This window comes from Streptomyces sp. NPDC058691 (genome assembly GCF_042714775.1).
Taxonomy (GTDB): Bacteria; Actinomycetota; Actinomycetes; order Streptomycetales; family Streptomycetaceae; genus Actinacidiphila.
In genome coordinates, this window is the sequence record NZ_JBHXSO010000009.1 from 43868 (window position 1) to 65002 (window position 21135).

At 74.2% G+C, this 21135-nt stretch carries 23 protein-coding genes and 1 pseudogene; 8 read left to right on the forward strand and 16 right to left on the reverse strand.

The window, feature by feature from the left end; all coding sequences use genetic code 11:
* Position 1: 1 nt before the first annotated feature.
* Complete coding sequence (locus tag ACFWVC_RS08745) at positions 2-532, reverse strand: YceI family protein (protein ID WP_384280568.1); 531 nt, start codon at positions 530-532, stop codon at positions 2-4.
* Between the two features lie 84 nt (positions 533-616).
* Between ACFWVC_RS08745 and ACFWVC_RS08750 the strand changes: the two genes are divergently transcribed.
* Entirely contained in the window at positions 617-1126 is a 510-nt protein-coding gene (locus ACFWVC_RS08750; RefSeq protein ID WP_384280571.1) for a MarR family winged helix-turn-helix transcriptional regulator, read from the forward strand.
* A 10-nt stretch (positions 1127-1136) separates the two neighbouring features.
* On the opposite strand, the gene ACFWVC_RS08755 is transcribed toward ACFWVC_RS08750, so the two are convergent.
* From ACFWVC_RS08755 to ACFWVC_RS08790, 8 genes and pseudogenes are all read right to left on the reverse strand, one after another.
* Entirely contained in the window at positions 1137-1898 is a 762-nt protein-coding gene (locus ACFWVC_RS08755; protein WP_384280573.1) for an energy-coupling factor ABC transporter ATP-binding protein, read from the reverse strand.
* Positions 1886-2647 (reverse strand): cobalt ECF transporter T component CbiQ, encoded by a 762-nt coding sequence (cbiQ, locus tag ACFWVC_RS08760; protein ID WP_384280575.1) that lies wholly within the window; start codon positions 2645-2647, stop codon positions 1886-1888. The genes ACFWVC_RS08755 and cbiQ overlap by 13 nt, the downstream gene beginning before the upstream one ends.
* Before the next feature lie 3 nt (positions 2648-2650).
* Positions 2651-3675: pseudogene (locus ACFWVC_RS08765) on the reverse strand (energy-coupling factor ABC transporter permease).
* A 148-nt stretch (positions 3676-3823) separates the two neighbouring features.
* Positions 3824-4387, reverse strand: a complete 564-nt coding sequence (locus ACFWVC_RS08770; RefSeq protein WP_384280577.1) for a histidine phosphatase family protein — start codon at positions 4385-4387, stop codon at positions 3824-3826.
* A gap of 130 nt (positions 4388-4517) precedes the next feature.
* Positions 4518-5765, reverse strand: a complete 1248-nt coding sequence (locus ACFWVC_RS08775; RefSeq protein WP_384280578.1) for a Tm-1-like ATP-binding domain-containing protein — start codon at positions 5763-5765, stop codon at positions 4518-4520.
* A gap of 40 nt (positions 5766-5805) precedes the next feature.
* Positions 5806-7956, reverse strand: coding sequence for a SpoIIE family protein phosphatase (locus ACFWVC_RS08780; RefSeq protein WP_384280580.1), 2151 nt, complete (start codon positions 7954-7956; stop codon positions 5806-5808).
* Positions 7957-8587: 631 nt separating this feature from the next.
* On the reverse strand, positions 8588-9358 hold the full coding sequence (locus ACFWVC_RS08785; RefSeq protein WP_384280582.1) for a DUF4118 domain-containing protein: 771 nt from the start codon (positions 9356-9358) through the stop codon (positions 8588-8590).
* A gap of 53 nt (positions 9359-9411) precedes the next feature.
* Positions 9412-9939, reverse strand: a complete 528-nt coding sequence (locus tag ACFWVC_RS08790) for a universal stress protein (RefSeq protein ID WP_384280584.1) — start codon at positions 9937-9939, stop codon at positions 9412-9414.
* 246 nt (positions 9940-10185) lie between these two features.
* Here ACFWVC_RS08790 and ACFWVC_RS08795 point away from each other — a divergent pair, with 246 nt between their 5' ends.
* Together ACFWVC_RS08795 and lysA are read left to right on the forward strand one after the other, a co-directional pair.
* Positions 10186-10557, forward strand: a complete 372-nt coding sequence (locus ACFWVC_RS08795) for an SAV_915 family protein (RefSeq protein ID WP_384280586.1) — start codon at positions 10186-10188, stop codon at positions 10555-10557.
* 13 nt (positions 10558-10570) lie between these two features.
* Complete coding sequence (gene lysA, locus ACFWVC_RS08800; RefSeq protein WP_384280588.1) at positions 10571-11929, forward strand: diaminopimelate decarboxylase; 1359 nt, start codon at positions 10571-10573, stop codon at positions 11927-11929.
* Between the two features lie 57 nt (positions 11930-11986).
* On the opposite strand, the gene ACFWVC_RS08805 is transcribed toward lysA, so the two are convergent.
* The 3 genes from ACFWVC_RS08805 to modA are packed head-to-tail and all read right to left on the reverse strand — an operon-like array spanning position 11987 to position 14729.
* Positions 11987-13045 (reverse strand): ABC transporter ATP-binding protein, encoded by a 1059-nt coding sequence (locus ACFWVC_RS08805; protein ID WP_384280589.1) that lies wholly within the window; start codon positions 13043-13045, stop codon positions 11987-11989.
* Positions 13042-13845, reverse strand: coding sequence for a molybdate ABC transporter permease subunit (modB, locus tag ACFWVC_RS08810; protein ID WP_384280892.1), 804 nt, complete (start codon positions 13843-13845; stop codon positions 13042-13044). The genes ACFWVC_RS08805 and modB overlap by 4 nt, the downstream gene beginning before the upstream one ends.
* A 32-nt stretch (positions 13846-13877) precedes the next feature.
* Positions 13878-14729 (reverse strand): molybdate ABC transporter substrate-binding protein, encoded by an 852-nt coding sequence (gene modA / locus ACFWVC_RS08815; protein WP_384280591.1) that lies wholly within the window; start codon positions 14727-14729, stop codon positions 13878-13880.
* A 174-nt stretch (positions 14730-14903) separates the two neighbouring features.
* Between modA and ACFWVC_RS08820 the strand changes: the two genes are divergently transcribed.
* From ACFWVC_RS08820 to ACFWVC_RS08835, 4 genes are all read left to right on the forward strand, one after another.
* A complete protein-coding gene (locus tag ACFWVC_RS08820) occupies positions 14904-15383 on the forward strand; it encodes a molybdopterin-dependent oxidoreductase (RefSeq protein ID WP_384280593.1) in 480 nt (159 codons plus the stop codon).
* Between the two features lie 83 nt (positions 15384-15466).
* Positions 15467-15919: a MazG nucleotide pyrophosphohydrolase domain-containing protein gene (locus ACFWVC_RS08825; RefSeq protein ID WP_384280597.1), complete on the forward strand. Its 453-nt coding sequence runs from the start codon at positions 15467-15469 to the stop codon at positions 15917-15919.
* A gap of 93 nt (positions 15920-16012) precedes the next feature.
* On the forward strand, positions 16013-16822 hold the full coding sequence (locus ACFWVC_RS08830) for a VOC family protein (protein WP_384280600.1): 810 nt from the start codon (positions 16013-16015) through the stop codon (positions 16820-16822).
* A 26-nt stretch (positions 16823-16848) separates the two neighbouring features.
* On the forward strand, positions 16849-17247 hold the full coding sequence (locus ACFWVC_RS08835; RefSeq protein WP_384280604.1) for a DUF1992 domain-containing protein: 399 nt from the start codon (positions 16849-16851) through the stop codon (positions 17245-17247).
* Between the two features lie 79 nt (positions 17248-17326).
* Here the strand turns inward: ACFWVC_RS08835 and ACFWVC_RS08840 are convergent, their stop codons facing one another.
* The 3 genes from ACFWVC_RS08840 to ACFWVC_RS08850 are packed head-to-tail and all read right to left on the reverse strand — an operon-like array spanning position 17327 to position 19556.
* A complete protein-coding gene (locus ACFWVC_RS08840; RefSeq protein WP_384280608.1) occupies positions 17327-18280 on the reverse strand; it encodes an RNA polymerase subunit sigma-70 in 954 nt (317 codons plus the stop codon).
* The gene (locus ACFWVC_RS08845; protein WP_384280611.1) at positions 18277-18732 is read right to left on the reverse strand and encodes a glyoxalase superfamily protein; all 456 of its coding nucleotides are present in this window, start codon (positions 18730-18732) and stop codon (positions 18277-18279) included. Before ACFWVC_RS08845 ends, ACFWVC_RS08840 begins: the two co-directional genes overlap by 4 nt.
* Before the next feature lie 35 nt (positions 18733-18767).
* Positions 18768-19556, reverse strand: a complete 789-nt coding sequence (locus ACFWVC_RS08850) for an SDR family NAD(P)-dependent oxidoreductase (RefSeq protein ID WP_384280613.1) — start codon at positions 19554-19556, stop codon at positions 18768-18770.
* A 147-nt stretch (positions 19557-19703) separates the two neighbouring features.
* On the opposite strand from ACFWVC_RS08850, the gene ACFWVC_RS08855 reads away from it, so the two are divergent.
* Positions 19704-20573 (forward strand): YhjD/YihY/BrkB family envelope integrity protein, encoded by an 870-nt coding sequence (locus tag ACFWVC_RS08855; protein WP_384280616.1) that lies wholly within the window; start codon positions 19704-19706, stop codon positions 20571-20573.
* A gap of 7 nt (positions 20574-20580) precedes the next feature.
* Here ACFWVC_RS08855 and ACFWVC_RS08860 read toward each other — a convergent pair whose 3' ends face one another.
* Positions 20581-21084: a hypothetical protein gene (locus ACFWVC_RS08860; protein ID WP_384280620.1), complete on the reverse strand. Its 504-nt coding sequence runs from the start codon at positions 21082-21084 to the stop codon at positions 20581-20583.
* Positions 21085-21135 lie beyond the last annotated feature (51 nt).

Genomic DNA, 21135 nt, shown 5'->3' on the forward strand with positions numbered 1-21135 from the left:
GTCAGCCGCCGTGGGTGAAGCGGGCCGTCACCGAGATCGTCGCGAGGCCCTTGATCGTGCCGAGCCGGTTCCAGGTGAGGCCGAAGTCGGCCCGGTCGATGGCGGCTTCGGCGGTGAGGACGACCGCGTCGGGGGAGGCGGTGTCGGCCCGGCCCGTCAGGGCGAGCGGGCGCGTGGTGCCGCGGACGGTCAGCTCGCCGTCGACCGCGAGGGCGCCGTCCGCGTCGGCGGTGACCCGGCTGGCGGTGTAGACGATCGCCGGGTGGGCCGCGACGTCGAAGAACTCGGCGGACTTCAGGTGGGTGTCGCGCTGGGAGTTGCCCGTGTCGAGGGAGGCGGCCTCGATGGTGAGCGTGCCCTGCGCGGTGCCGTCGGGGGCGAGTTCGCCGGTGCCGCTGATGCCGGCGAAGGCGCCCTTGACGGTGGCGGTGCCCCACATCGCCTTGTGCCTGAGCCGGACCGAGGAGCCCGCGGGGTCGAGGGCCCACGTGCCCGTGCGCAGGCCGGCGGGGGTGGTGGACGGGTCGGTCATGGGGGAACCGTGCTCCTTTGATAGCTAGCCAGATATTAAGTAGCTGGCTAGACAATAACCGGCGTTGGTACCCTGGGCAATGTGATGACGGAGATCCACACGGGGACGGACGGCAAGGCGGCCTGCCCCGGCACCGCGGAACTGGAACTGCTCGCACGGTGGGACGGGTTGCAGTCGGGCTTCCGCCGCATCACCGATCAGCTGCTGGCGGATGTGGAGGCGCGGTCGGGGCTGACCCCGTCCTCGTTCCAGGCGCTGTGGTTCCTCATGACCATGCCGGAGCGCTCCGCGCCGATGAACCAGCTCGCGGGAACGCTCGGCTTCACGACGGCGGGCACCACCAAGGTCGCCGACCGACTCACTGAGGCCGGACTCATCGAACGCCGTCCGTGCCGGAACGACCGGCGCGTCACGCTGGCGGCGCTCACCGAACGCGGGCTGGAGGTGGCGGCGACGGCCGCCCGCGCCCTCGCCGACGCGTTGCGGGAACGCGTCGTCGCCCCGCTCGGCGGCACGGAGCGCTTCGCCGCGCTCGCGGACGCGGTCACCGCCGTCGACCCGGAGCCGCCCGGGCGTCCCCCCTGCGGGTCCTGAGCGTAAGCCGTCAGGTGCCTACCGCGACCGAGCGCGGGTCGAAGCCGAAGGGCAGTTCCAGGCGGTGGCGGCGCATCAGGGCGTCGTCGGACAGCAGGTCCTGCGTGCGGCCGTCGGCCGCGATGACTCCGCCGCTGAGGATCACCGCGCGCGAGCAGAGTTCCAGGGCGTAGGGCAGGTCGTGCGTGACCATCAGCACCGTGACGTCCAGCGACCGCAGGATGTCGGCGAGTTCGCGGCGCGAGGCCGGGTCCAGGTTGGAAGAGGGCTCGTCGAGTACGAGGATCTCCGGCTCCATGGCGAGCACGGTGGCCACCGCGACCCGGCGCCGCTGGCCGAAGGACAGGTGGTGCGGCGGCCGGTCGGCGAACTCCGCCATGCCGACCCGCTCCAGCGCCGTGCGGACGCAGGCCTCCAGCTCGGGGCCGCGCATCCCGGCCGCGGCGGGCCCGAAGGCGACGTCCTCGCGGACGGTCGGCATGAACAGCTGGTCGTCCGGGTCCTGGAAGACGATGCCGACCCTGCGGCGGATCTCCGCGAGGTGCTTGCGCTCGCCGACCGGCAGGCCCGCCACGGTGACCGTGCCCGCGCCCGCCTCCAGGATGCCGTTGAGGTGCAGTACGAGGGTGGTCTTGCCGGCGCCGTTGGGCCCGAGCAGGGCGACCCGCTCGCCGCGGCCGATGGTCAGGTCCACGCCGAACAGCGCCTGGTGGCCATCGGGGTAGGCGTAGGCGAGGCCCTTGACCTCGAGCGAAGGTGTCACACGAACCATCCCATCAGACAGACCAGGAGCGCGGCGGCCGGGAGCGCGGCCGCGTACGACCACTGCGCCCGGGACGCCGTGACGTCGTCGATCACCGGCATGCTGCCGGCGTAGCCGCGGCTGACCATGGCCAGATGGACGCGCTCGCCCCGCTCGTAGGAGCGGATGAACAGGGCGCCCGCGGACTTGGCGAGCACGCCCCAGTGGCGCGGGCCGCGGGCCTCGAAGCCGCGCGAGGCGCGGGCGACGCGCATGCGGCGCATCTCGCCGGTGATGACGTCGCCGTAGCGGATCATGAAGGAGGCGATCTGCACCAGCAGCGCGGGCAGCCGCAACCGCTGGAGGCCCAGCAGGAGTTCGCGCAGCTCGGTGGTGGAGGCCAGCAGCACCGAGGCGGCGACGCCCAGGGTGCCCTTGGCGAGGATGTTCCAGGCGCCCCACAGGCCGTTCACGCTCACGGACAGCCCGAGCACCTGCGTGTGCGGGCCTTCGGCGACGAACGGCATCAGGACGGCGAAGGCGACGAACGGCACCTCGATCAGCAGCCGCCGCAGCAGGAAGCCCGCCGGGACCCGGGCCACCGCCGCCACCGTGGCCAGCAGCACCGCGTACAGGCCGAAGGCCCACACCGCGGTGCGCGGTGTGGACACCACGACGAGGACGAAGCAGAAGACCGCGGCGATCTTGCACTGCGGGGGCAGCGCGTGCACCGGCGAGTGCCCGTGCCGGTAGAGCCGGTGTGCGTGCCCCGCGCCCATCCGTCAGGCCTCGTCCGTGCGCGGCCGGCGGCGCACGACCCAGAAGACGCCGCTGCCGAGCGCGAGGGTGGCGCCGACGCCGAGGATCCCGGCGAGGCCGCCGGACAGCCGGGGGTTGCCGACGTCCTTGGTCTGGTAGTCCGCCAGCGGCGAGTCCTTGGCCACACTGTTGTCGGTGTTCTTGGCCTTCTTGTCGATGCCGTGGTCGGCGGCGACCTTCTCCAGGCCGTCGGGGCTGGCCGACGCGTAGTAGCTGACGAATCCGGCGAGCACCAGCGCGGCGATCAGGCCGGCGATCCACAGCGGCCGTATGCCGCCGCGCTTGGGGGTGGTGGTCACGGCCGCCATCAGACGGTCGCCTCCTTCAGCTCCAGCGGACGGCGCAGGTCACGGGCGCCGTGGACGAGATCGGGACGGACCGCGATCACGGCGCCCACCGTCGCGGCGGTGATGAACGCCTCGCCGATGCCGATGAGCACGTGGACGCCGACCATGGCGGTGAAGACCTTGCCCAGGGGGACGTCGGTCGTGCCGCCGAGCGCGTAGATCGCGGTGAAGGCGACCGAGGCCGCGGGGACGGAGAGCAGGGCGGCCACGAAGGCCGAGCCCGTCACCGAGCCGCGCGTGCGGGGCAGCACCTTCACCAGGCCGCGGAAGACCGCGTAGGCGACGACGACCGTCACGATGGCCATGTCGGTGATGTTCACGCCGAGCGCGGTGAGACCGCCGTCGGCGAAGAGCACCCCTTGGATGAGCAGCACCACCGACACGCACAGCACGCCGGTGTAGGGGCCCACCAGGATCGCGGCGAGCGCGCCTCCGAGGAGGTGGCCGCTGGTGCCCGCCGCCACCGGGAAGTTGAGCATCTGCACGGCGAAGATGAAGGCGGAGACGAGCCCGGCCAGCGGGGCGGTGCGCTCGTCGAGTTCACGCCGGGCGCCGCGCAGGCTCACGGCCACGGCCGCCGCTGCGACGGCCCCGGCCGCCACCGACACCGGGGCGTCGATGAATCCGTCGGGTACATGCATGAGGTGCTCCGCTTCGGAGTCGGCCTGCGTGAACGCCTCATCATACGGTCTTATTGCGACATCTTTGCAAGAGCCTGGACGGCGCTAGAGCTTTCGTCTCGCGTGTACCGGGCGTTGGCGACCAGGTCCCCTTCACGGCGCCGTTCGTTCAGGCCAGTGGCCGGCCCGCCGAGAGATTCCAGCGCCCGGACCGTCCGCTGAGATCCGTCGCGGTGAGCGGCGGGACGTCGATCCGCCAGAACGCCGGCTCCGGCACCCCCAACGCCCGTACCGCGCACGCCCGGACGATCTCCGGTTCGACCACGGCGACCACCCGGCCGGGCGCGGCCGCCAGAGCGTCCAGCCAGTCGCCGACCCGCGCGCACAGGTCGCGCAGCGACTCGGCGTCGTGCGGGGCGGCGTCGGGGTCGGAGAGCCAGGCCGCGACCGCGTCGGGTTCCTCGGCGCTCACCTCGGCCAGCGTGCGGCCGCGCCAGCGACCCAGCGCCCAGCCGTCGGGGGCCTGTTGGCCGAAGGCCAGGCCCAGCGCCTCGGCGGTCGCCCGGCAGCGCGCCGAGGGCGACACCAGGACCCGTCCGGCGGTGGGCAGGTTGCCGGCCACCGCGCGGGCGGCCGCCAGCGCCTTATCGTCCGGCGGCACGTCATCGTCGAACCGCGCCTCGCGCAGCGCGGCCGTCACGACCGGCGAGATCAGGGTCACCCGGGTGGTCATGCGCTCTCCTCCGTTGTCCGCGGGGCCGCCGCCGGGCCCCCGACAACCCTTCCACGGCAGGTCGCGCGGCCAACGGGGGCGCACCAGCCGCCTCCTCCCGCCGGCCGAGCGGGTGCCCGGGCTCTGACGCTCAACGGGTCGTGCGCGCGGGGTCGTTCGCGGCGATCAGGGTGTGCAGCCGGTCGGCGGCGGTGCGGCCGAAGGCCGGGTCGTTGAGGTGTGTGTCGTACGCGGCCAGTTCGACCCGGCTGCCGCGCAGGCCCTCGCGCAGCGCCGTGAACAGCACCTCGTCGACGGACGGGTCGTGGTAGGGGCCGCCCGGGGCGCCGAGGGTGGAGAGCCCGCGCAGCGGGAGGAGCAGGGCCGCGGGGCCGGTCGCGGCGCGCAGCTTCTCGGCGACCTGGCGGCCGAGCGCGGCGCACTCGGCGGCGGTGGTGCGGATGACGGTGACGGAGGGATTGTGCACATGGACGTGGCGGGACCGGAAGCGTTCGGGCAGTGCGGCGAGCGGCCCGAACTTGACCATGTCCAGCGCTCCCGGGCTCACGACCTGCGGCAGCCCGGCGCGGCCCGCCGCCCGCAGCCGGTCCGGGCCCGCGCCGAAGGTGCCGCCGACGAGGTCGTCGGCGAGCTCGCTGAGCGTGAGGTCCAGCACGCCGGCGAACATCCCCTGTGCGGCGAGGGTTTCCAGGGAGCGCCCGCCGGACCCGACGGAGTGGAAGACCAGTACCTCGTAGCCGAGTTCGGTCAGCCGTTGCCGGGCGGCGTCCACACCCGGGGTGGTCACGCCCGCCATGCTGGCCGCGATCAGCGGCCGGTCCTCCGCGGGCGGCGGCGGTGCGTCGGTGGCGAAGCCGGTGGCCATGGCCGCGATGGCGTCGGCCGCGTTCGCCAGGATCGGCGCCGAGACGCGGTTGACGCCCGCGATGTCGACCACGCTGTACATCATCGCGATGTCGGCCGCCCCCACGTACGGCGAGACGTCGCCGGCCGCCATCGAGGACACCATCAGCTTCGGCACGCCCAGCGGCAGCGCGCGCATCGCGCGGGTCGCGATCGACGTACCGCCGCTGCCCCCGATGGCCAGTACGCCGTGCAGCCGCCCCTGTTCGTGCAGCCGGCGCACCACCTCGGCGGCGCCCTCGGCCATCGTGGTCACCGCGGTGCCCCGGTCCCCCTGGGCGCGCAGCCGCGCGATGTCGGCGCCCGCCGCCCTGGCGACCTCGGCGCGCGGTATGTCGGCGGGTACGCGGGGCTCGCCCGCGACCCCGGTGTCGATGAGGACGACCTCCACGGCGCGCCGCAGCAGGCGCTCGCGCAGCCATCCGTACTCCACACCCTTGGTGTCCAGCGTTCCCAGCAGCGCAACCACCGGCATGGATCACAGTGTTGGGGGGATCGGCGGATGTGACAAGGCCTCATGCCGCGGGCACGCGCCGCAGCAGCAGGAGCGCGGTGTCGTCGACCCGGTGCGCCGAGGCGCCGTCGTAGTCCACGAGGGCCTCGGCGAGTTCGTCCAGCGGACCGGGGCCGGCGGTGGCGAGGGCGTGCGCGAGGCCGGCGATGGCGACGTCCAGGTCGGTGCCGGGGCTCTCGACCAGCCCGTCGGTGTAGAGCGCGAGCACCGCCTCCGGTGGCAACGCCACTTCGGTGGTGGGGTATTCGGCCAGCGGGTCGATGCCCAGCAGCAGCCCCGGCGGGGTGGCGAGGACCTCGGTCCGTCCCCCGGGGTGGCGCAGCAGGGGCGGGAGATGGCCGGCGGTGGCCAGTCGCGCCACGCCCTCGTCGAGGGCGAGATGGACGTACAGGCAACTGGTGAAGAGCCCGGTGTCGAGCTCGTCGAGCAGCCGGTTGGTGCGGGCGAGCACCTGGTCGGGCGAGGCGCCCGCGGTCGCGTGCGCGTGCACCGCGGTACGGACCTGGCCCATCAGGGCGGCGGCGTTGACGTTGTGGCCCTGCACGTCGCCGATGACGGCGGCCGCGCAGGAGTCGCCGAGCCGGATGAGGTCGTAGAAGTCGCCGCCGATGTCCATGCCGCTGGTGGCGGGCAGATAGCGGGCGGCCACCTCCAGGCCGGGCAGCGAGGGCAGCGTGTGGGGGAGCAGGCCGGCCTGGAGGCCGTGGGCGAGCCGGTGCTTGGCGTCGTAGACGCGGGCGCGGTCCAGGGCTTGCGCGATCAGGGCGGTCAGCGAGGCCATCGCGCTGCGCTCGCCGCGGGGGAACGGGTGCGGCTTGGCGTAGCCCAGGATGCAGCAGCCGACCGGGCGGCCCGAGGCGATCAGCGGCAGCAGGGCCCACGCCGACTTCCGCAGGGAGCCGGCCAGCCCCGGATACGCCCGCAGCAGTTCGTCGGGGGAACTGTAGAAACGGGGTACCCCGGTGAGCAGGGCCCGGCTCGCCGGGGTCCGGCGCGAGCCGAGGGACGTGCCGTCGAGGGCGGCCATGGCCTCCTCGCCGTAGCCGCGGTGGCCGATCACCCGCAGCCTGCCGCCCTCGGCGACGAAGAGCGCGAAGGCGTCCGCGCCGAAGGCCGGCGGGAACAGGTCGGCCACCAGCTCGACCACGTCGCGCACTCCGACCGCCTCGGCGAGCGCACCGGCCAGCTGCATCAGGTGGTAGATCGCCGTGACCCGGTCCGGCGCCTTGCCGGCCGTGTCGATCCGGCAGTTCCCGGGGACCTGTGGCCCCGGGTCCGGACGGTGGTCGGTGGGGGAGATCCGCACACTCACCCCGGTCGCGTCCGGGTAGAGCTGGAAGAGCAGCCAGTGGTCGGGGGGCCGCCGGGCGATGAACGAGGTCGGCTGCCCGCTGAGCACGGCGCCGCGGTAGCGGTCCTCGTGCACCGGGTCGCGCAGCCAGGGCAGCGCCTGCCACGGCAGCGCGCCGAGCAGGACCCGGGCGGGCTCGCCGACGAGCTGCTCGGTGCGGCCGCTGACGTAGGCGATCCGCCCGCTCGGGTCCAGGGCGCACGCGCCCTCCGGCAGCCGCCCCACGAAGTCGGCCGCCGCCTGCGCCTCGTCCGGCCCGGCGGTTCTGGTGCGGGTCGGTTCCAGCACCCGCGGCAGCAGGCCGGGACGGACCGGGTCGCCGACGGACTCCGCACGACGCAGTTGTTCGCACATGCGTTCGCACGCGTGGACGATGACGGCGCGCTCGGCCCCGATCGGCCGCTCGGGATGGGAACCCGGCCAGATCAGCATCAGTGCGCCGCGCACGGTGTGCGCGGCGTCCAGCACGGGGGCGACGGCCAGAGCCAGGTCGTACGGCAGCACCAGCGCGGTCTGCGGATAGCGTTCGGCCAGCTCCTCCCGCGAGCCCAGCCACACCAGGCGCCCGGTCCGCACGGCGTCCGCCACCGGCGCCGACCGGCTCAGCGTCACCCGCGCCCACGGCGTCGCCAGCTCCCACGGCGCCCCGGTCAGCACCTCCAGGCCGAGCACCCGCCCCTCGGGCAGCATCAGGAAGACGGCGCCGATATGCGCGTTCGTGGCGCGCACGACCTCGGCGAGCGTCTCGTCCAGTTGCTCCCGTACGGGGGCGGTCACCACCATCACGGGCCCACCGTTCATGCCGATCGGCTCTCTAAGGGGACGATACGCCTCATTCCACCCCTCTACCCCCGAGCGGCCACGGGGCCGGGCGCGCGGGGGCGCGGGGACAGGGAGCGGCGACCTGGTCGACGCGGGCGCGGGCGCTTGTGCGATGGCGTCTGCTTGCGGTGGACGGTCGTGCCGGTGACCACGAGCGCCACGGCGCGGGAGCGGCGGTGGGCGGCGGCGCGCCATCAGTCGGGCGGCGAGTGGGGATCCAAGGATCGCGGGCCCGGGTCTCATGCGTGGGCGCGGGCGGTGAGGCGGCTGTGGGCCACGAGGTCGATGGCGGTGCCGCCGTCGTGCTGGGCCGGGGCCCGGGTGGCGATCCGACCCGGCCGGGGTCGGGTCGGGGTGTTGCGTCATCAGCCGGGCGGCGAGGGGGAATTCGGGGCCGCCGGCTTGGGTGGTGGGGCTTTTCCTGGGCGGGCGCGGGTCGGGGGGCGGCCGGGGGCTACGACCGGTGCGTCGTATGGGCGCGGACGCCATCCGGCGGCCGGCCCGCCGGGGTCGGGTCGGGGTGTTGCGCCATCACCTGGGCGGCGAGGGGGAATTCGCGGGCCGTCGGCTTGGGTGGCGGGGTTTTTCGCGGGCGGGCGCGGGCCGGCGGTTATGACGGGTGCGTCGTAGTCGTGGGGGCGACGAGGTCGATGGCGGTGCCGACCTGGTCGGCGAGGGTGACGGCGACCAGGCGGGACTGGGCGGAGGGGACGGCTCCGGGGGTGGGGCGGAGCATGAAGCGGCCGTGGAACCGGCCGTTGTGGAAGACCCGGAGTTCGACCTCCGTGTCGGGGAGGCCCTGGCGGTCGGCGTCCCAGGGGCGGCGGCCCCAGACGACCGTGCCGTCGGTGTCGAGCCGCGGGGGGTGGCCGACGAGGGTGCCGTACTCGAAGCGGCAGCCGCGCAGCTGGAGCAGGCTCACGAGCTGGTCGCCGACGTGCTCGACGACCCGGTGCGGCGAGGGGGCGCACTGGGCGAGCCGGGAGGTCTCGTGGATGCGGGCCAGGTGGTCGGCGTCGGTGATGGCGACGACTTCCAACCGCCGTGTCCGAGCGGCCAGCTGGGACACGGCCAGCCCGACCGCGAGCAGCAGCACGGCGGTGGCGATGTCGCCCGGCCCGGCGATCGCGAACCGCTCGTAGGGCCGGGTGAAGAAGAAGTCGAACCACGCCGCGGCCGACAGCGCGGCGACGGCCCCGGCGACGCGGCTGCCGAGGACGGCCACGGCCACCACCGCGACCACCAGGGTCAGTGCCACGAGCGGAGCGGCGACGGCCGCGCGGAAGGGCAGCAGCACCGCGGCGACGGCGAGCGGCAGCAGGACCGCGGCGGGCAGGGCGAGCCTGCGGAGGAACGGGGACAGGGACGGGTTGTGCAGCACGGCCCTCACCTGATTCGGCTGGTTCGGAAGTGCGGAACCCCCCCGGGGGTGCGTCAGACGGGCCCGGCGGCCCGCAGCGGCAGCCGCCGGCCGTTGTGGCGGCGCACGGTCTCGAAGACCTGCTGGAGCGGCGGGCGCGGCACGGTCAGGACCGGGCAGGCCGCGTCCCGTACGCACTGGTGGGCCACCGAGGACGACAGCAGCCGGCGCAGCCGGCCGGGGCTCCCGGCGCCGACGACGAGCAGGTCGTTCTCGCGGTTCGCGACGTGGACCAGGGAGCGGGCGGCCGGGCCGCGGGCGATCAGCGCCTGGACCGGGAGGCCGGCCGGCGCACCGCCGAAGGCGTCGTCCATCGCGGTCAGCAGCCGTTGCCGGGCCTGGTCCTGGTCCGCGCGCAGCAGCAGCGGCGGGCTCGGGTGGCGACGGTAGGCGAACTCGCCGCCCGTCGGTTCCCAGGCATGCACCACGACCAGCACCGCGTCACCGCGGCGGGCCTCGGCGGCCGCCCGGTGCAGTGCCGCGAGACTGCCCAGCGAACCGCTCACCCCCACGACCACGCGGCGGAACCCGGTGTCTTCCATACCTCCATGGAAACGCCGCCCCTCCCGCGCGCGGGGGCTCTTGTCGCCGGCCTGTCGCCGCCATGGAGACACTTGACGCTTCCTTGACCGTGGCGCCAGCGCACCGTCAACGCTTGGCCCGTGGACGTCAACGTCGCGTCAGGGAAGGGCCCGGACCCGGATGCGCCGGGCATAGCGTCAATGTCTGGCCACGGACCACATCCGGCTCGCGGCCGCCGAAACGAACGAACCTCACAGGAGATCGCCATGAGCGAGACATGGTGCGGGGACGACGCGGAGCCTTCCGAACCCGTCCCGGCCGGACACCCCAGCAGGGTGACGTTGTACGTCCCCGTCCGGTCGGGTCCCGTCGGGCGCGTCGCGAGAATGTTCCGCACGCCCCTTGGCGGCCGTACGGCCGTCGCCTTCACCAGTGAGGAGCGCCTGGCCGCCACGCTCGGCCCCGGCCAGGAATGGATCAGGCTCGGCGAGCCCGCGCTGCGGGCGCTCGCCGAGCCGCTGGGGGTGACCACCCTCACCGTGGACCCGCAGTTCGCCGCGCCCGCCGTGGGCGCCACCGCGGACTGGGACCCGCGGGCCGTGCACACCGCCGACCACCTGCCGCTGCGCATCGGCTGAGGAGCGTCCTGCCATGACCATCTCTGAGACCACTGTGTCCACTTCGTTCTCTGCGCTCGCCGCCGAGGGCGTCGACACCTGGCTGTCCGTCTGGCCGGCCTCCACCCGCACCGCGCCGCACGGCGAGCTGTCGGTGGGCGGCGTCGCCCTCACCGAGCTCGCCGAGCGTTTCGGCACCCCGGCGTACATCCTCGACGAGGGCGAGGTGCGGGCCCGCTGCCGCACCTACCGGGCCGCGTTCCCCGACGCCGACGTGCTGTACGCCGCCAAGGCGTTCCTGTGCCGGGCGATGGCCCACTGGGTCGAGGAAGAGGGTCTCGGCCTGGACGTCTGCTCGGCCGGAGAGCTCGAACTCGCCGTCATCACCGGCTTCCCGCCGGAGCGCATCGTGCTGCACGGCAACGCCAAGAGCCCCGAGGACCTGGCCACCGCGCTGCGCCTGGGCGTCGGCCGCATCGTCATCGACAGCACCGGGGAGATCGCCCGGCTGGCCGCCCAGGTACCGGCCGGCTCCCGGCAGAAGGTGCTGCTGCGGGTCGTGCCCGGCATCGCCGCCGGCGGTCACGCCGCGGTGCGCACCGGCACCGACGACCAGAAGTTCGGGCTGTCGCTCGCCGACGGCTCCGCGCAGCACGCGGTGGCCCGGGTCCTGGACCAGCCGCGACTCGAACTGGTCGGCCTGCACTGCCACCTCGGCTCGCAGATCTCCAGCGTCAAGCCGTACCTGTCCGCCGTGCGGCGGCTGGTGGGGCTGCTGGCCGGCATCCGCCGCCAGCACGGCGTCGCGCTGCCCGAACTGGACCTGGGCGGCGGCCACGCGGTGGCGTACCGCCCCGGTGAGGAGGCGCTCGACATCACCTCGCTGGCCGCCCGGGTCCGCGCCGAGCTCACCGCGAGCTGCGCGGCGGCCGGGCTGCCGGTCCCGCGGCTGACGGTCGAGCCGGGCCGGGCCATCGCCGGCCCCGCGGGTGTGGCGCTGTACCGGGTCCTGTCGGTCAAGCGCACCGGCGGCCAGGTCTTCGTGGCCGTGGACGGCGGCATGAGCGACAACCCGCGGCCCGCCCTGTACGGGGTGCGCTACGCGCCCCGGCTGATCGGCCGGCACTCCACGGAGGAACCCGCGCTGGTCACCGTCGTGGGCCGGCACTGCGAGGCGGGCGACGTCCTGGCCTCCGCCGTGCCGCTGCCCGGCGACATCCGGCCCGGCGACCTGCTGGGCGTGCCGGTCGCGGGCGCCTACCACCTGTCGATGGCCTCGACGTACAACATGGTCGGCCGCCCGCCGGTGGTCGCCGTGGACCAGGGACGGGCGCGGCTGCTGGTGCGGCGCGAGTCCTTGGAGGACTTCCGCAGGCGCGACATCGGCCTGTAGACGACTCCGGCCGGCCCCGGCGGTGCCCGGCCGGTGTGCCCGAAGGGGCCGTCCAGGTCACGCCGGATAGGCGTGCACCTGGGCGGCCTTGACGGTTGCCCAGGCTTCCGCCCCCGGGTGGAGGTCCAGTTCGGCCGTGGCGGCGGTCGACAGGTCGGCGGCGAGCGGGAGTTCGCCGTCGACGTCCACGCGGATGCGGTCGCCGCGGGATTCCAGGCCGACGACCCGGCCGTGCCACAGGTTGCGGGCGCTCGCGCCGGCGGGCCGCTCCCGGTACAGGGTGACCGCGTCGGGCGGGAACGCCGCGAAGGCCGGGCCCGTCAGCTCGTCGGCGGTGGTGATCGCCGGTCCGCCGCCGAGCGTCACTACGCGGCCGTCGGCCTCGCCCCGGTAGAGGTTGAGGCCCACCAGGTGCGCGATGTAGTCGGTGCGGGGGCGGCGGGCGACCTCGGCCGGGGTGCCCTCCTGAACGGCGCGGCCGTGCTCGATGACCACCAGCCGGTCGGCCAGCACCATCGCGTCCAGCGGGTCGTGCGTCACCAGTACCGCAACGGCCTCGAACTCCGCGAGTTGGCGCCGCAGTTGGGAGCGCACTTCCAGCCGGGTGCGGGCGTCCAGCGCCGCCAGCGGCTCGTCCAGCAGGAGCAGTCGCGGCCGGGTCGCCAGCGCGCGGGCCAGTGCGACGCGCTGTGCCTGCCCGCCGGACAGCCGCCGCGGTCTGGCCGCGGCGTGCTCGGCCAGTCCCATCCGTTCCAGCCACGCCGCGGCCTCGGCGCGGGCCCGTGCCTTCGGCAGGCCCTGGCAGCGCGGGCCGAAGGCCACGTTGTCCAGGGCGGACAGGTGCGGGAAGAGCAGGTAGTCCTGGAACACCACGCCGACCGGGCGGGTCTCGGGCGGCATCCCGTCCAGTTCCGTCCCGTCCAGCCTCAGCCCTCCGCCGGTCAGCGGCGTCAGCCCGGCCAGGGCGCGCAGCGCGGTGGTCTTGCCGGCGCCGTTGGGCCCGAGCAGTGCCAGGACCTCGCCGGGGGCGGCGGTCAACCGCACGTCGAGCCGGAACGTGCCCAGATCGACGACGAGTTCGGCCCGCAGGCCCTCCGCCGGCTGACGGCCGCTCATGCGGCGGTCATCCAGCGGTCGCGCAGTCCCGCGAGGACCGCGACGGAGACGACGAGCAGCACCAGGCTGAGCGCGATGGCCGCCGCGGGGTCGCTCTGCAGGGCCAGGTAGACGGCGAGCGGCATCGTCTGGGTGCGGCCGGGGAAGTTGCCCGCGAAGGTGATGGTGGCGCCGAACTCGCCGAGCGCGCGTGCCCACGCCAGGACCGCGCCCGCGGCGATGCCCGGGGCGATCAGCGGCAGCGTGACCCGGCGGAACGCGGTGAAGCGGGAGGCGCCGAGTGTCGTGGCGGCCTCCTCGTAGCGGGGGTCGGCGGCGCGCAGCGTGCCCTCCACACTGATCACCAGGAACGGCATGGCCACGAACGCCTCGGCCACGATCACCCCGGTCGTGGTGAACGGCAGTGTGAGCCCGAACCACTGGTCCAGGTACCGCCCCGCGATGCCGTTGCGGCCCAGCGCCAGCAGCAGCGCGACACCGCCGACGACCGGCGGCAGCACCAGCGGCAGCGTCACCAGCGCCCGCACCAGGCGGCGCCCGGGGAACTCGGTGCGCGCCAGCAGCCAGGCCAGGGGCACGCCCAGTACGAGGGTCACCGCGGTCGCGGAGGTGGCGCAGATCAGCGACAGCCGCAGCGCCTGCCACACGCCGGGGCTGGTCAGCTGGTGCGGGAGGTCGCTCCAGGGCGTGCGCACCAGCAGTCCGGCGAGCGGCAGCACCAGGAAGGCGAGGCCGATCAGCGCGGGCAGCAGCAGGGGCAGCGGCGCCGGGGAACGGTGACGGCGAGGCCGGGCCTTCACGGGCCCGGCCGCGCCCTCGGCGACATCGTCCGTCACGGGTTGAGGAAGCCCGCGGCGCTCAGCACCTTGCCGCCCTCGGGCGACTCCACCAGGGCGATGAAGGCCTTGGCGGCGTCGGCGTTGGGGGCGTCCTTGAGCAGCACGATGGGGTAGTCGTTGACGACCTTGGCGGACTCGGGGAACTCCACGCCCTCCACCTTGCCACCGGCGGCCTGCACATCGGTCTTGTAGACGAGCGAGGCGTCGACCTCCTTGAGCTCGACCTTGGTCAGCGCGCTCTTGACGTCCTGCTCGTAGGAGACCGGCGTGAGCTTCAGGCTCGCGGCGTCCAGCGCCTTCTGGGCGGCCGCCCCGCAGGGCACCTCCTTGGCGCACAGAGCGACCTTGAGGCCGGACGCGGTGAGGTCCTCGAGGGCGTCGACCTTCTTGGGGTTGCCCGGGACGACCGCGATCTCCAGCTGGTTGCGCACGAAGGTCTGCGGTTCCCCGGAGGCGTCCTTCGCGTCGGTGACGATCTGCATCGTCTTGGGGGAGGCGGCCGCGAAGACGTCGGCCGGGGCGCCGGAGGTGATGCTCGCGGCGAGCGCGTCGCTGCCGCCGAAGTTGAAGGCCACCTTCGTGCCGGGGTGCGCGGCCTCGAACCGCTTGCCCAGCTCGGTGAAGGTCTCCTTGAGGGAGGCCGCGGCGAAGACCGTGACCGTGCCCTTGAGGTCGTCGGCGGGCGAGGCCGAGGCGTCGGACGAAGACGCCGACGAGGGCGAGGCGGACGACGAGGCGTCCGACGAGTCGTCGCCGGAGGAACAGGCGCTCAGGGCCAGCAGCACCGCGGTGCCCCCGACGGCCAGCTGCAAGGTCCGGGTCCTGCGATGCACGGAACGGTTCATCACGTGGTCTTCCCCCTCCATAAGTGTTCGCGCCTGCGCTGATGATAGTGCCGCAGGTGCGGCTTCGAAGATGCTGGGTGCATTGCATTAGCCAGACGATTCGGCAACTGATCCATGTACCTGCGTTTCCGTGAGGGGCTGCGATGGGTACCGTCTTGCGGGAGGTGCATGCCCGTGACCGCGCCCGTTCCCGTGCCGCCGCCGCAGCTCGCCGGATTCGTGCTGAGCGGCGACCTCGCGCGCCCCGCCCCGCTCACCGTGCGTGATCTGCGCGCATGGCCCCAGCACGAGGCGCGGGTCAGCTTCGAGTGCGCCACCAGCGGGACACGGCACCACCGCTTTGAAGGGCCGCTGCTGCACGAGGTGCTGTGCGCCGCGGGCCCCGCCTTCGACCCGGCCCGGCGCAAGGACCGGCTGCGCTTCCTCATCGTGGTCACCGGAGCGGACGGTCATCACGCCCTGCTGTCCTGGGGCGAGATCGACCCCGACTTCGGGCGGGCCGCCGTGCTGCTGGCCACCCGCATCGACGGCACACCGCTGGACGGGAGCGGCCCGCAACTGGTGCTTCCCCAGGACCGGTGCGGGGCACGGCACATCAGCGGCATCACCGCGATCCGGGTGGACGGACGGTACGCGGGCGCGCCGGCGGCCTGACCGGCGTGACCGGAATGAATGGCATGATCCGCCGGACGCGGTGGGCTGCCCGGACGCGGCGGGCACGGATTACGATCGGCCGGATGCACGCCTCCTCCTCTGCCGTCCCCGGTTCTCCGGCCACTCCGGCTTCTCCTGCTTCCCCCGCCGGTCTCGTCCGCGAGTTCCACACCGCCTTCGGCCTCGACGTCCGCTCGGCCCCCGCCGAGATCTCCCCCGCGCACGCCGCGCACCGTCAGGACCTGCTGGCGGAGGAGGTGGCCGAGGTCGCGGAGGCCTCCGCGGAGGGCTCGCTGGCCCATCTCGCACACGAGCTGGCCGACGTGGTCTACGTCGCGTACGGCACGGCACTGGTCCACGGCATCGACCTCGACGCCGTCATCGCCGAGGTGCACCGCGCCAACATGTCCAAGCTGGGCCCCGACGGCCGGCCGGCGCTGCGCGCCGACGGCAAGGTCCTCAAGGGCGAGCACTACCGTGCCCCGGACGTCGCCGCGGTACTGCGCGACCAGGGCTGGTCGCCCGGCCAGGCGTAGGGCGCGGGCCGCGGCGGCGTGGCGTCCCGCGCCGCTTTTGGGCCCTGGTGTCACGCTGGAAGGATCAGGGACGGAACCCGTGAAGGGAGCGCCATGATCACCACAGACTTCGTCCCCGGGTCCCCGTGCTGGGTGGACCTCGGGGCGCCGGACGTCGATGCCGCGGCCGCCTTCTACGGAGCCGTCTTCGGCTGGGACTTCGAGCGGTTCGTCCTTGAGGGCGGCGACTTCGGAGACTTCGGCCTCTTCCGGCTGCACGGGCGGACGGTGGGCGCTGTCGGGGAGCTCACCGAGGAGGGCGCCCGGCCCGCGTGGATGATCTACTTCCGCGCCCTTGACGTCGAGGTGACCACCTGGGCCGCGATGCGGGCGGGCGGCGCGGTGCGGCGGGAGCCGGGCGACGTGCGGGACGCGGGGCGGATGGCGCAGCTCACGGACCCGCTCGGCGCCGAGTTCGCCGTATGGCAGCCGCGCGAGGTGCGGGGCTTTGGTGCCGCCGACCTGCCGGGCGCGCTGTGCTGGACCGAGCTGTACACGACGGACGCGGCGGCCGCGAAGGAGTTCTACGGCTCCCTCTTCGGCTGGAAGACCGACGACATGCCGCTCCCCGGCGGGAACGGGGGCACGTACACCGTGATCACGCCCGCGGGGGAGAGCCAGGAGCGGATGCAGGGCGGGCTGATGGAGATGGCTCCGGAGTTCCTCGCGCTGAACGGCGGGCGCCCCTACTGGCACCCGGTCTTCGCCGTCGAGGACTGCGATGCCGCCGCCGCCCGTGTCACCGGCAACGGCGGCTCGCTCCAGATGGGCCCGGAGGACGCCGAGGGCGTCGGCCGGCTGGCGGTCTGCCTCGACCCGGCGGGTGCGGACTTCGTGCTGCTGACCCCGGCGCCTCCCGCCTGAGTGGGGTCTGGGGGAGAATCGGGGGCATGACGGAGCGCAAGCCACCCGGTGTCCCGTTCGAATCGTGGGTCGACCATCAGATCCGCGACGCCACGGAACGCGGCGCCTTCGACGATCTGCCCGGGGCGGGCAAGCCGCTGCCCTCGCTGGACGAGCCCTATGACGACCTGTGGTGGATCCGGCGGAAGATGGCCCAGGAGGGCCTGGCCGCCCTGCCGCCCGCCCTCGTGCTGCGCAAGGAGGCGGAGGACGCCCTGGCCAAGGCGCGGCGCGCCCCGTCGGAACGCCTGGTCCGGGCCATCCTGGAGGGCGTCAACGACAAGATCCGCGCGGCGCTGCGCATGCCGCCGCCCGGTCCGCCGCTGGGCCTGAGGCCGTTCGACGTCGAGCAGGTCGTGGCCGAGTGGCGGGAGCAGCCGCACTGACCCCCCGGGCCGCGCCGGGGCACCCCCGCCGCCCCGGGCCGGACGTCCGCGACGCCGCTCACCCTCCCCACCGTCCCGCTTACGCCGTCGGCAGCTCCGGCGGGAGTCCGAACGCCGGGAACAGCGCCGGGCCGAAGGTCGTGATCTCGGCGATCAGCCCGTTCTCCACGCGCAGGACGTCGAACTTGAAGGCCCGGAAACGGGAGTCGCCCGGCCGCCGCAGATAACTGGCGGCGGTCGGCATGCGGTTGGCGCTCGTCGGCAGCAACCGCCAGTCGCCGTCCCGGTTCTCGCCCAGCGCGCGTTCCAGCAGGGGCGCGATGGCGTCCAGCCCCTCGAAGACCATGGGCATCGGCGGCATCGTGATCCGCAGGTCCCGCGCGGAGATCGCCACGGCGGCCGCGGCGTCGCAGCGTTCATGCGCGTCGATGAAGCGTTCCAGCAGGGCCTTCTCCTCGGCGCCGGGCTCCCCCGCGGACCACTCGGCACGCCGCGCGGGCAGGTGCCGCCGCATCGTCGCCCGCGCCCGCTGGAGTGCGCTGTTGGCGGCGGCGACCGTCGTTCCCAGCGGAGCGGCCGTCTCCTCCGCGGGGCGCCCGAGGACGTCCCGCGCGAGGAACGCGGCCCGCTGCCGGGGCGGCAGCACCTGGAGCGCGGCCAGGAACGCCAGCTCGATCGTCTCCCGTTCCACGACGACCGCGTCCGGGTCGTCCGCGCCGCCGGCCGCGAGCTCGTCCAGCAGACCGTCGGGGTACGGCTGCAGCCAGGGCACGTCCGCGAAGGAACGCGCGACCGCCGGCCGGCGGGCCCCGCGCCGCAGCGTGTCGAGGCAGACGTTGGTCGCGATGCGGTAGAGCCAGGCACGGAACAGCAGATCGCCGCCGAATCCGTCCCGTCCGCGCCACGCGCGCAGGTACGTCTCCTGCACCGCGTCCTCCGCCTCGTCGAACGAGCCGAGCATCCGGTAGCAGTGGACGTGCAGTTCACGCCGGTGACGCTCGCTGAGCTCCGCGAAGCCACCCTCGTCCGTCATCCCGCGGACCGGCCCTTCTCCCCCTGCTCGCCCTTCTCGCCCTGTTCGCGCCGCACTTCCTGCAGCACCCAGGTGTTGCCGTCCGGGTCCGCGAAGTCGGCGAAGGAGTTGTACGGGGTGTGGCCCGGGTCGACGCCGTCCACCCAGCCGCCCGGCGTCATGTGCCGGACGCCGCTCACGGCGACACCGCGCGCGGTCAACTCCTTGTGCGCGGCCTCGATGTCCTCGACGACCAGGTGCAGTCCGCGCACCGAGCCGGGGGCCGCGTCCGTGATGCCCTTGCCCACCGTGATCGAGCACGCGGAGCCGGGCGGGTCGAGCTGGACGACCCGGAAGTCGTCGCCCGCCCGGTGGTCGACGTGCACGGCGAAGCCGAGCTTCTCGCTGTAGAAGGCCTTGGCGCGGTCGACGTCCGCGACCGGCAGCAGCACGAGTTCGAGCCTGAGGTCCATGGAACTGTCTCCATCCGTGGGTGGTAGGGATCGTGTCACCTGAGCACGAGACCGGCGGTCACATTGGTCATCGTGCCCGTCATGCCCGCCGCCCGGTCCGAGGCGAGGAAGGCCGCGACCTCCGCGACGTCCGCGAGCCGCGGCGTGCGGCGCAGCGCCGACGCCCCGGCGATCGCCGCCAGCGCGGTCTGCGGGTCGGGGACGTTCTCCCCGGCGACGGCGGCGAGCCCCTCGCGGGTCAGCGTCTCGGCGACCCCGGCCGCCCAGATGCCGCAGACCCGCACGCCGAACGGCCCGGTCTCGGCGGCCAGGTAGCGCATGAACGCCTCGGTCGCCGCGTCGGCCGGTCCGGTGCTGCCCATGCCGGGCATCGCCCCCGCGCCGGACGCGCTGTTGAGGTGCAGGATCACCCCGGAGCCCTGGGCGATCATCCGCCGGGCGGCGGCGCGGGCGGTGACGAAGGAGGACCGCAGCCCGGTGTCGACGGCGCGCAGCAGGTCGTCCGCGGTCATCCCGACCAGGGAGACGCCCTGCACATCGCCGCGTGTGACGAGGTTGAACGAGACGTGGACTCCCCCGTGGCGCCCGGCCGTCTCCTCGACGTGCGCCTCGACGGCCTTCTCGTCCAGCGCGTCCAGCACGGCGGTCTCGGCGCGGCCGCCCGCCGCGGCGATCTCCTCCGCCACCGCGTCGAGCGGCTCCCGCGTCCGCCCCGCCAGGCACACCAGCGCCCCTTCGCGGGCGAGGACGCGCGCCACGCCGCCGCCGATACCGCCTCCGCCGCCGTAGACGATCGCCGTGCGGCCGTCCAGTGTCCCGGTCATCCCGGCTCCTTCGGACGCGCGGCCGCCCGTGCGGCGACCGCTCACGGAGATGAAACGACGGCCGCCGCGGAAACTCATCAGTGCTCCGATGACGCTTCGGCGGGCACAGCGGTTGCGGGGCGCGGCGGGCTGTAAAACAGTCGGAGGGTGACAGGCCGGCCGCGGGGCAGGATTCGGGACGGGCTCCGCGCCGCGCGCACGGATCTGCCGCGCCGGGCCCGGGAGCTGCGCACCGGTGCCGAGCGGAGGTTCCCGGTCATCACCCGGCTGGCCGCCCGGCTGCTGACCGTCCATGTGCTCGACGCGGGGACCCGGCTGGCCGCGCAGGTCTTCCTCACCGCCGTGCCGCTGGTCTTCGTCGTCGCGTCCCTCGCGCCCCCGGACCTGCGCCGGGAGATCTTCGATTCGCTGGAGGACCTGATGGGTCTGGACGGCGCGTCCCAGGTGCAGCTGAGTCAGCTGGCCGACGCGGAGGCCGGCAATCTCCGCGAGACGGTCGGTGCGGTGGGCGGCCTCATGGCGCTGCTGTCCGCGACCGCGTGCAGCCGGTCGATGCAGCGGGTGTGCGAACGGGCCTGGCGGATGCCGAAGTCCGCCGCCCGGATCGCGGTCTGGCGGTGGTTCGCGTGGGTGGCGACGATGCTGGTGGTCGTCTTCCTCCTGGGTCCCCTGCGGGACGCCTTCGGCGCCGGCGAGTGGCTGGGCTTCCCCCTGTCGCTGGCCTGCGGCATCGCCGTGTGGTGGTGGACGCAGCACCTCCTGCTCGGCGGCCGCGTCGGCTGGCGGCCGCTGTTCCCCGGTGCCGTCCTCACCGGCGTGGTCCTCGAGGTCGCGTACTTCACCGCCCCGCTCTACGTTCCCGTCGCCCTCAACCGCAGCCTCGAGGCGTACGGCTCCCTCGGCTCGGTCTTCACCCTCCTCTCCGGCCTCATCGCCGTCTGTGTCGCGGTCGCGCTCTGCATCACCCTCGGCGCCGTCCTCGCCATCGACCAGCCGCCGGCCGCCGCCGTGGAGTGACGCGGGGTCAGTGGCGCACGGCGGCTTCGACGGTGGCCTTGACGGTGCCGGTGAGGTCGCGGTGGCTGCGGGCGGTGGCCCGGGCGGTGCCGTGGGCGGGGACGTCGGGGACGGTGACGACGACCGCGTCGAGGAGGTTTCCGCCGGAGTCCCGGAAGGAGACCTGGACGGTGTAGGTGGCGGGCTTCGCGCCGTTGTTGGCGGCGGTGACGGGGACGGTGGCCTTGCCCTGCTCCTCGGTGACCGCGCCGAGACGGACATCGGCCTTGGCATTGACGCCGCCCTTGATCCGGGCGAGTTCCGACGCCGCCGCGGCGGTCGCCGACGCCAGGGCCTCACCGCCGCGGGCGGCCAGTGAGGACGCGGCGGAGGCGGCCCGGGACCCGTCGACGGAGGGGGTGCCGACGCCGTCCGAGCAGCCGCTCACGGCGTACGCCATGACGGTCAGTCCGGTCAGTACCGCCACTGCGTACGCGGCGTGTGCCGCGCGCCACCGGTTCACCGTTGTCATCGCCGACCTCCGTACCGTTTCTGACGCCTCATATGGCACATCATGCACAAT

Bases quoted from the DNA above. Each gene is read 5' to 3' on its own strand.
- ACFWVC_RS08745 (WP_384280568.1), bottom strand. From the start codon at position 532: ATGACCGACCCGTCCACCACCCCCGCCGGCCTGCGCACGGGCACGTGG.
- ACFWVC_RS08750 (WP_384280571.1), top strand. From the start codon at position 617: ATGACGGAGATCCACACGGGGACGGACGGCAAGGCGGCCTGCCCCGGC.
- ACFWVC_RS08755 (WP_384280573.1), bottom strand. From the start codon at position 1,898: ATGGTTCGTGTGACACCTTCGCTCGAGGTCAAGGGCCTCGCCTACGCC.
- cbiQ (WP_384280575.1), bottom strand. From the start codon at position 2,647: ATGGGCGCGGGGCACGCACACCGGCTCTACCGGCACGGGCACTCGCCG.
- ACFWVC_RS08770 (WP_384280577.1), bottom strand. From the start codon at position 4,387: ATGACCACCCGGGTGACCCTGATCTCGCCGGTCGTGACGGCCGCGCTG.
- ACFWVC_RS08775 (WP_384280578.1), bottom strand. From the start codon at position 5,765: ATGCCGGTGGTTGCGCTGCTGGGAACGCTGGACACCAAGGGTGTGGAG.
- ACFWVC_RS08780 (WP_384280580.1), bottom strand. From the start codon at position 7,956: ATGAACGGTGGGCCCGTGATGGTGGTGACCGCCCCCGTACGGGAGCAA.
- ACFWVC_RS08790 (WP_384280584.1), bottom strand. From the start codon at position 9,939: ATGGAAGACACCGGGTTCCGCCGCGTGGTCGTGGGGGTGAGCGGTTCG.
- ACFWVC_RS08795 (WP_384280586.1), top strand. From the start codon at position 10,186: ATGAGCGAGACATGGTGCGGGGACGACGCGGAGCCTTCCGAACCCGTC.
- lysA (WP_384280588.1), top strand. From the start codon at position 10,571: ATGACCATCTCTGAGACCACTGTGTCCACTTCGTTCTCTGCGCTCGCC.
- ACFWVC_RS08805 (WP_384280589.1), bottom strand. From the start codon at position 13,045: ATGAGCGGCCGTCAGCCGGCGGAGGGCCTGCGGGCCGAACTCGTCGTC.
- modA (WP_384280591.1), bottom strand. From the start codon at position 14,729: ATGAACCGTTCCGTGCATCGCAGGACCCGGACCTTGCAGCTGGCCGTC.
- ACFWVC_RS08825 (WP_384280597.1), top strand. From the start codon at position 15,467: ATGCACGCCTCCTCCTCTGCCGTCCCCGGTTCTCCGGCCACTCCGGCT.
- ACFWVC_RS08830 (WP_384280600.1), top strand. From the start codon at position 16,013: ATGATCACCACAGACTTCGTCCCCGGGTCCCCGTGCTGGGTGGACCTC.
- ACFWVC_RS08835 (WP_384280604.1), top strand. From the start codon at position 16,849: ATGACGGAGCGCAAGCCACCCGGTGTCCCGTTCGAATCGTGGGTCGAC.
- ACFWVC_RS08840 (WP_384280608.1), bottom strand. From the start codon at position 18,280: ATGACGGACGAGGGTGGCTTCGCGGAGCTCAGCGAGCGTCACCGGCGT.
- ACFWVC_RS08845 (WP_384280611.1), bottom strand. From the start codon at position 18,732: ATGGACCTCAGGCTCGAACTCGTGCTGCTGCCGGTCGCGGACGTCGAC.
- ACFWVC_RS08850 (WP_384280613.1), bottom strand. From the start codon at position 19,556: ATGACCGGGACACTGGACGGCCGCACGGCGATCGTCTACGGCGGCGGA.
- ACFWVC_RS08860 (WP_384280620.1), bottom strand. From the start codon at position 21,084: ATGACAACGGTGAACCGGTGGCGCGCGGCACACGCCGCGTACGCAGTG.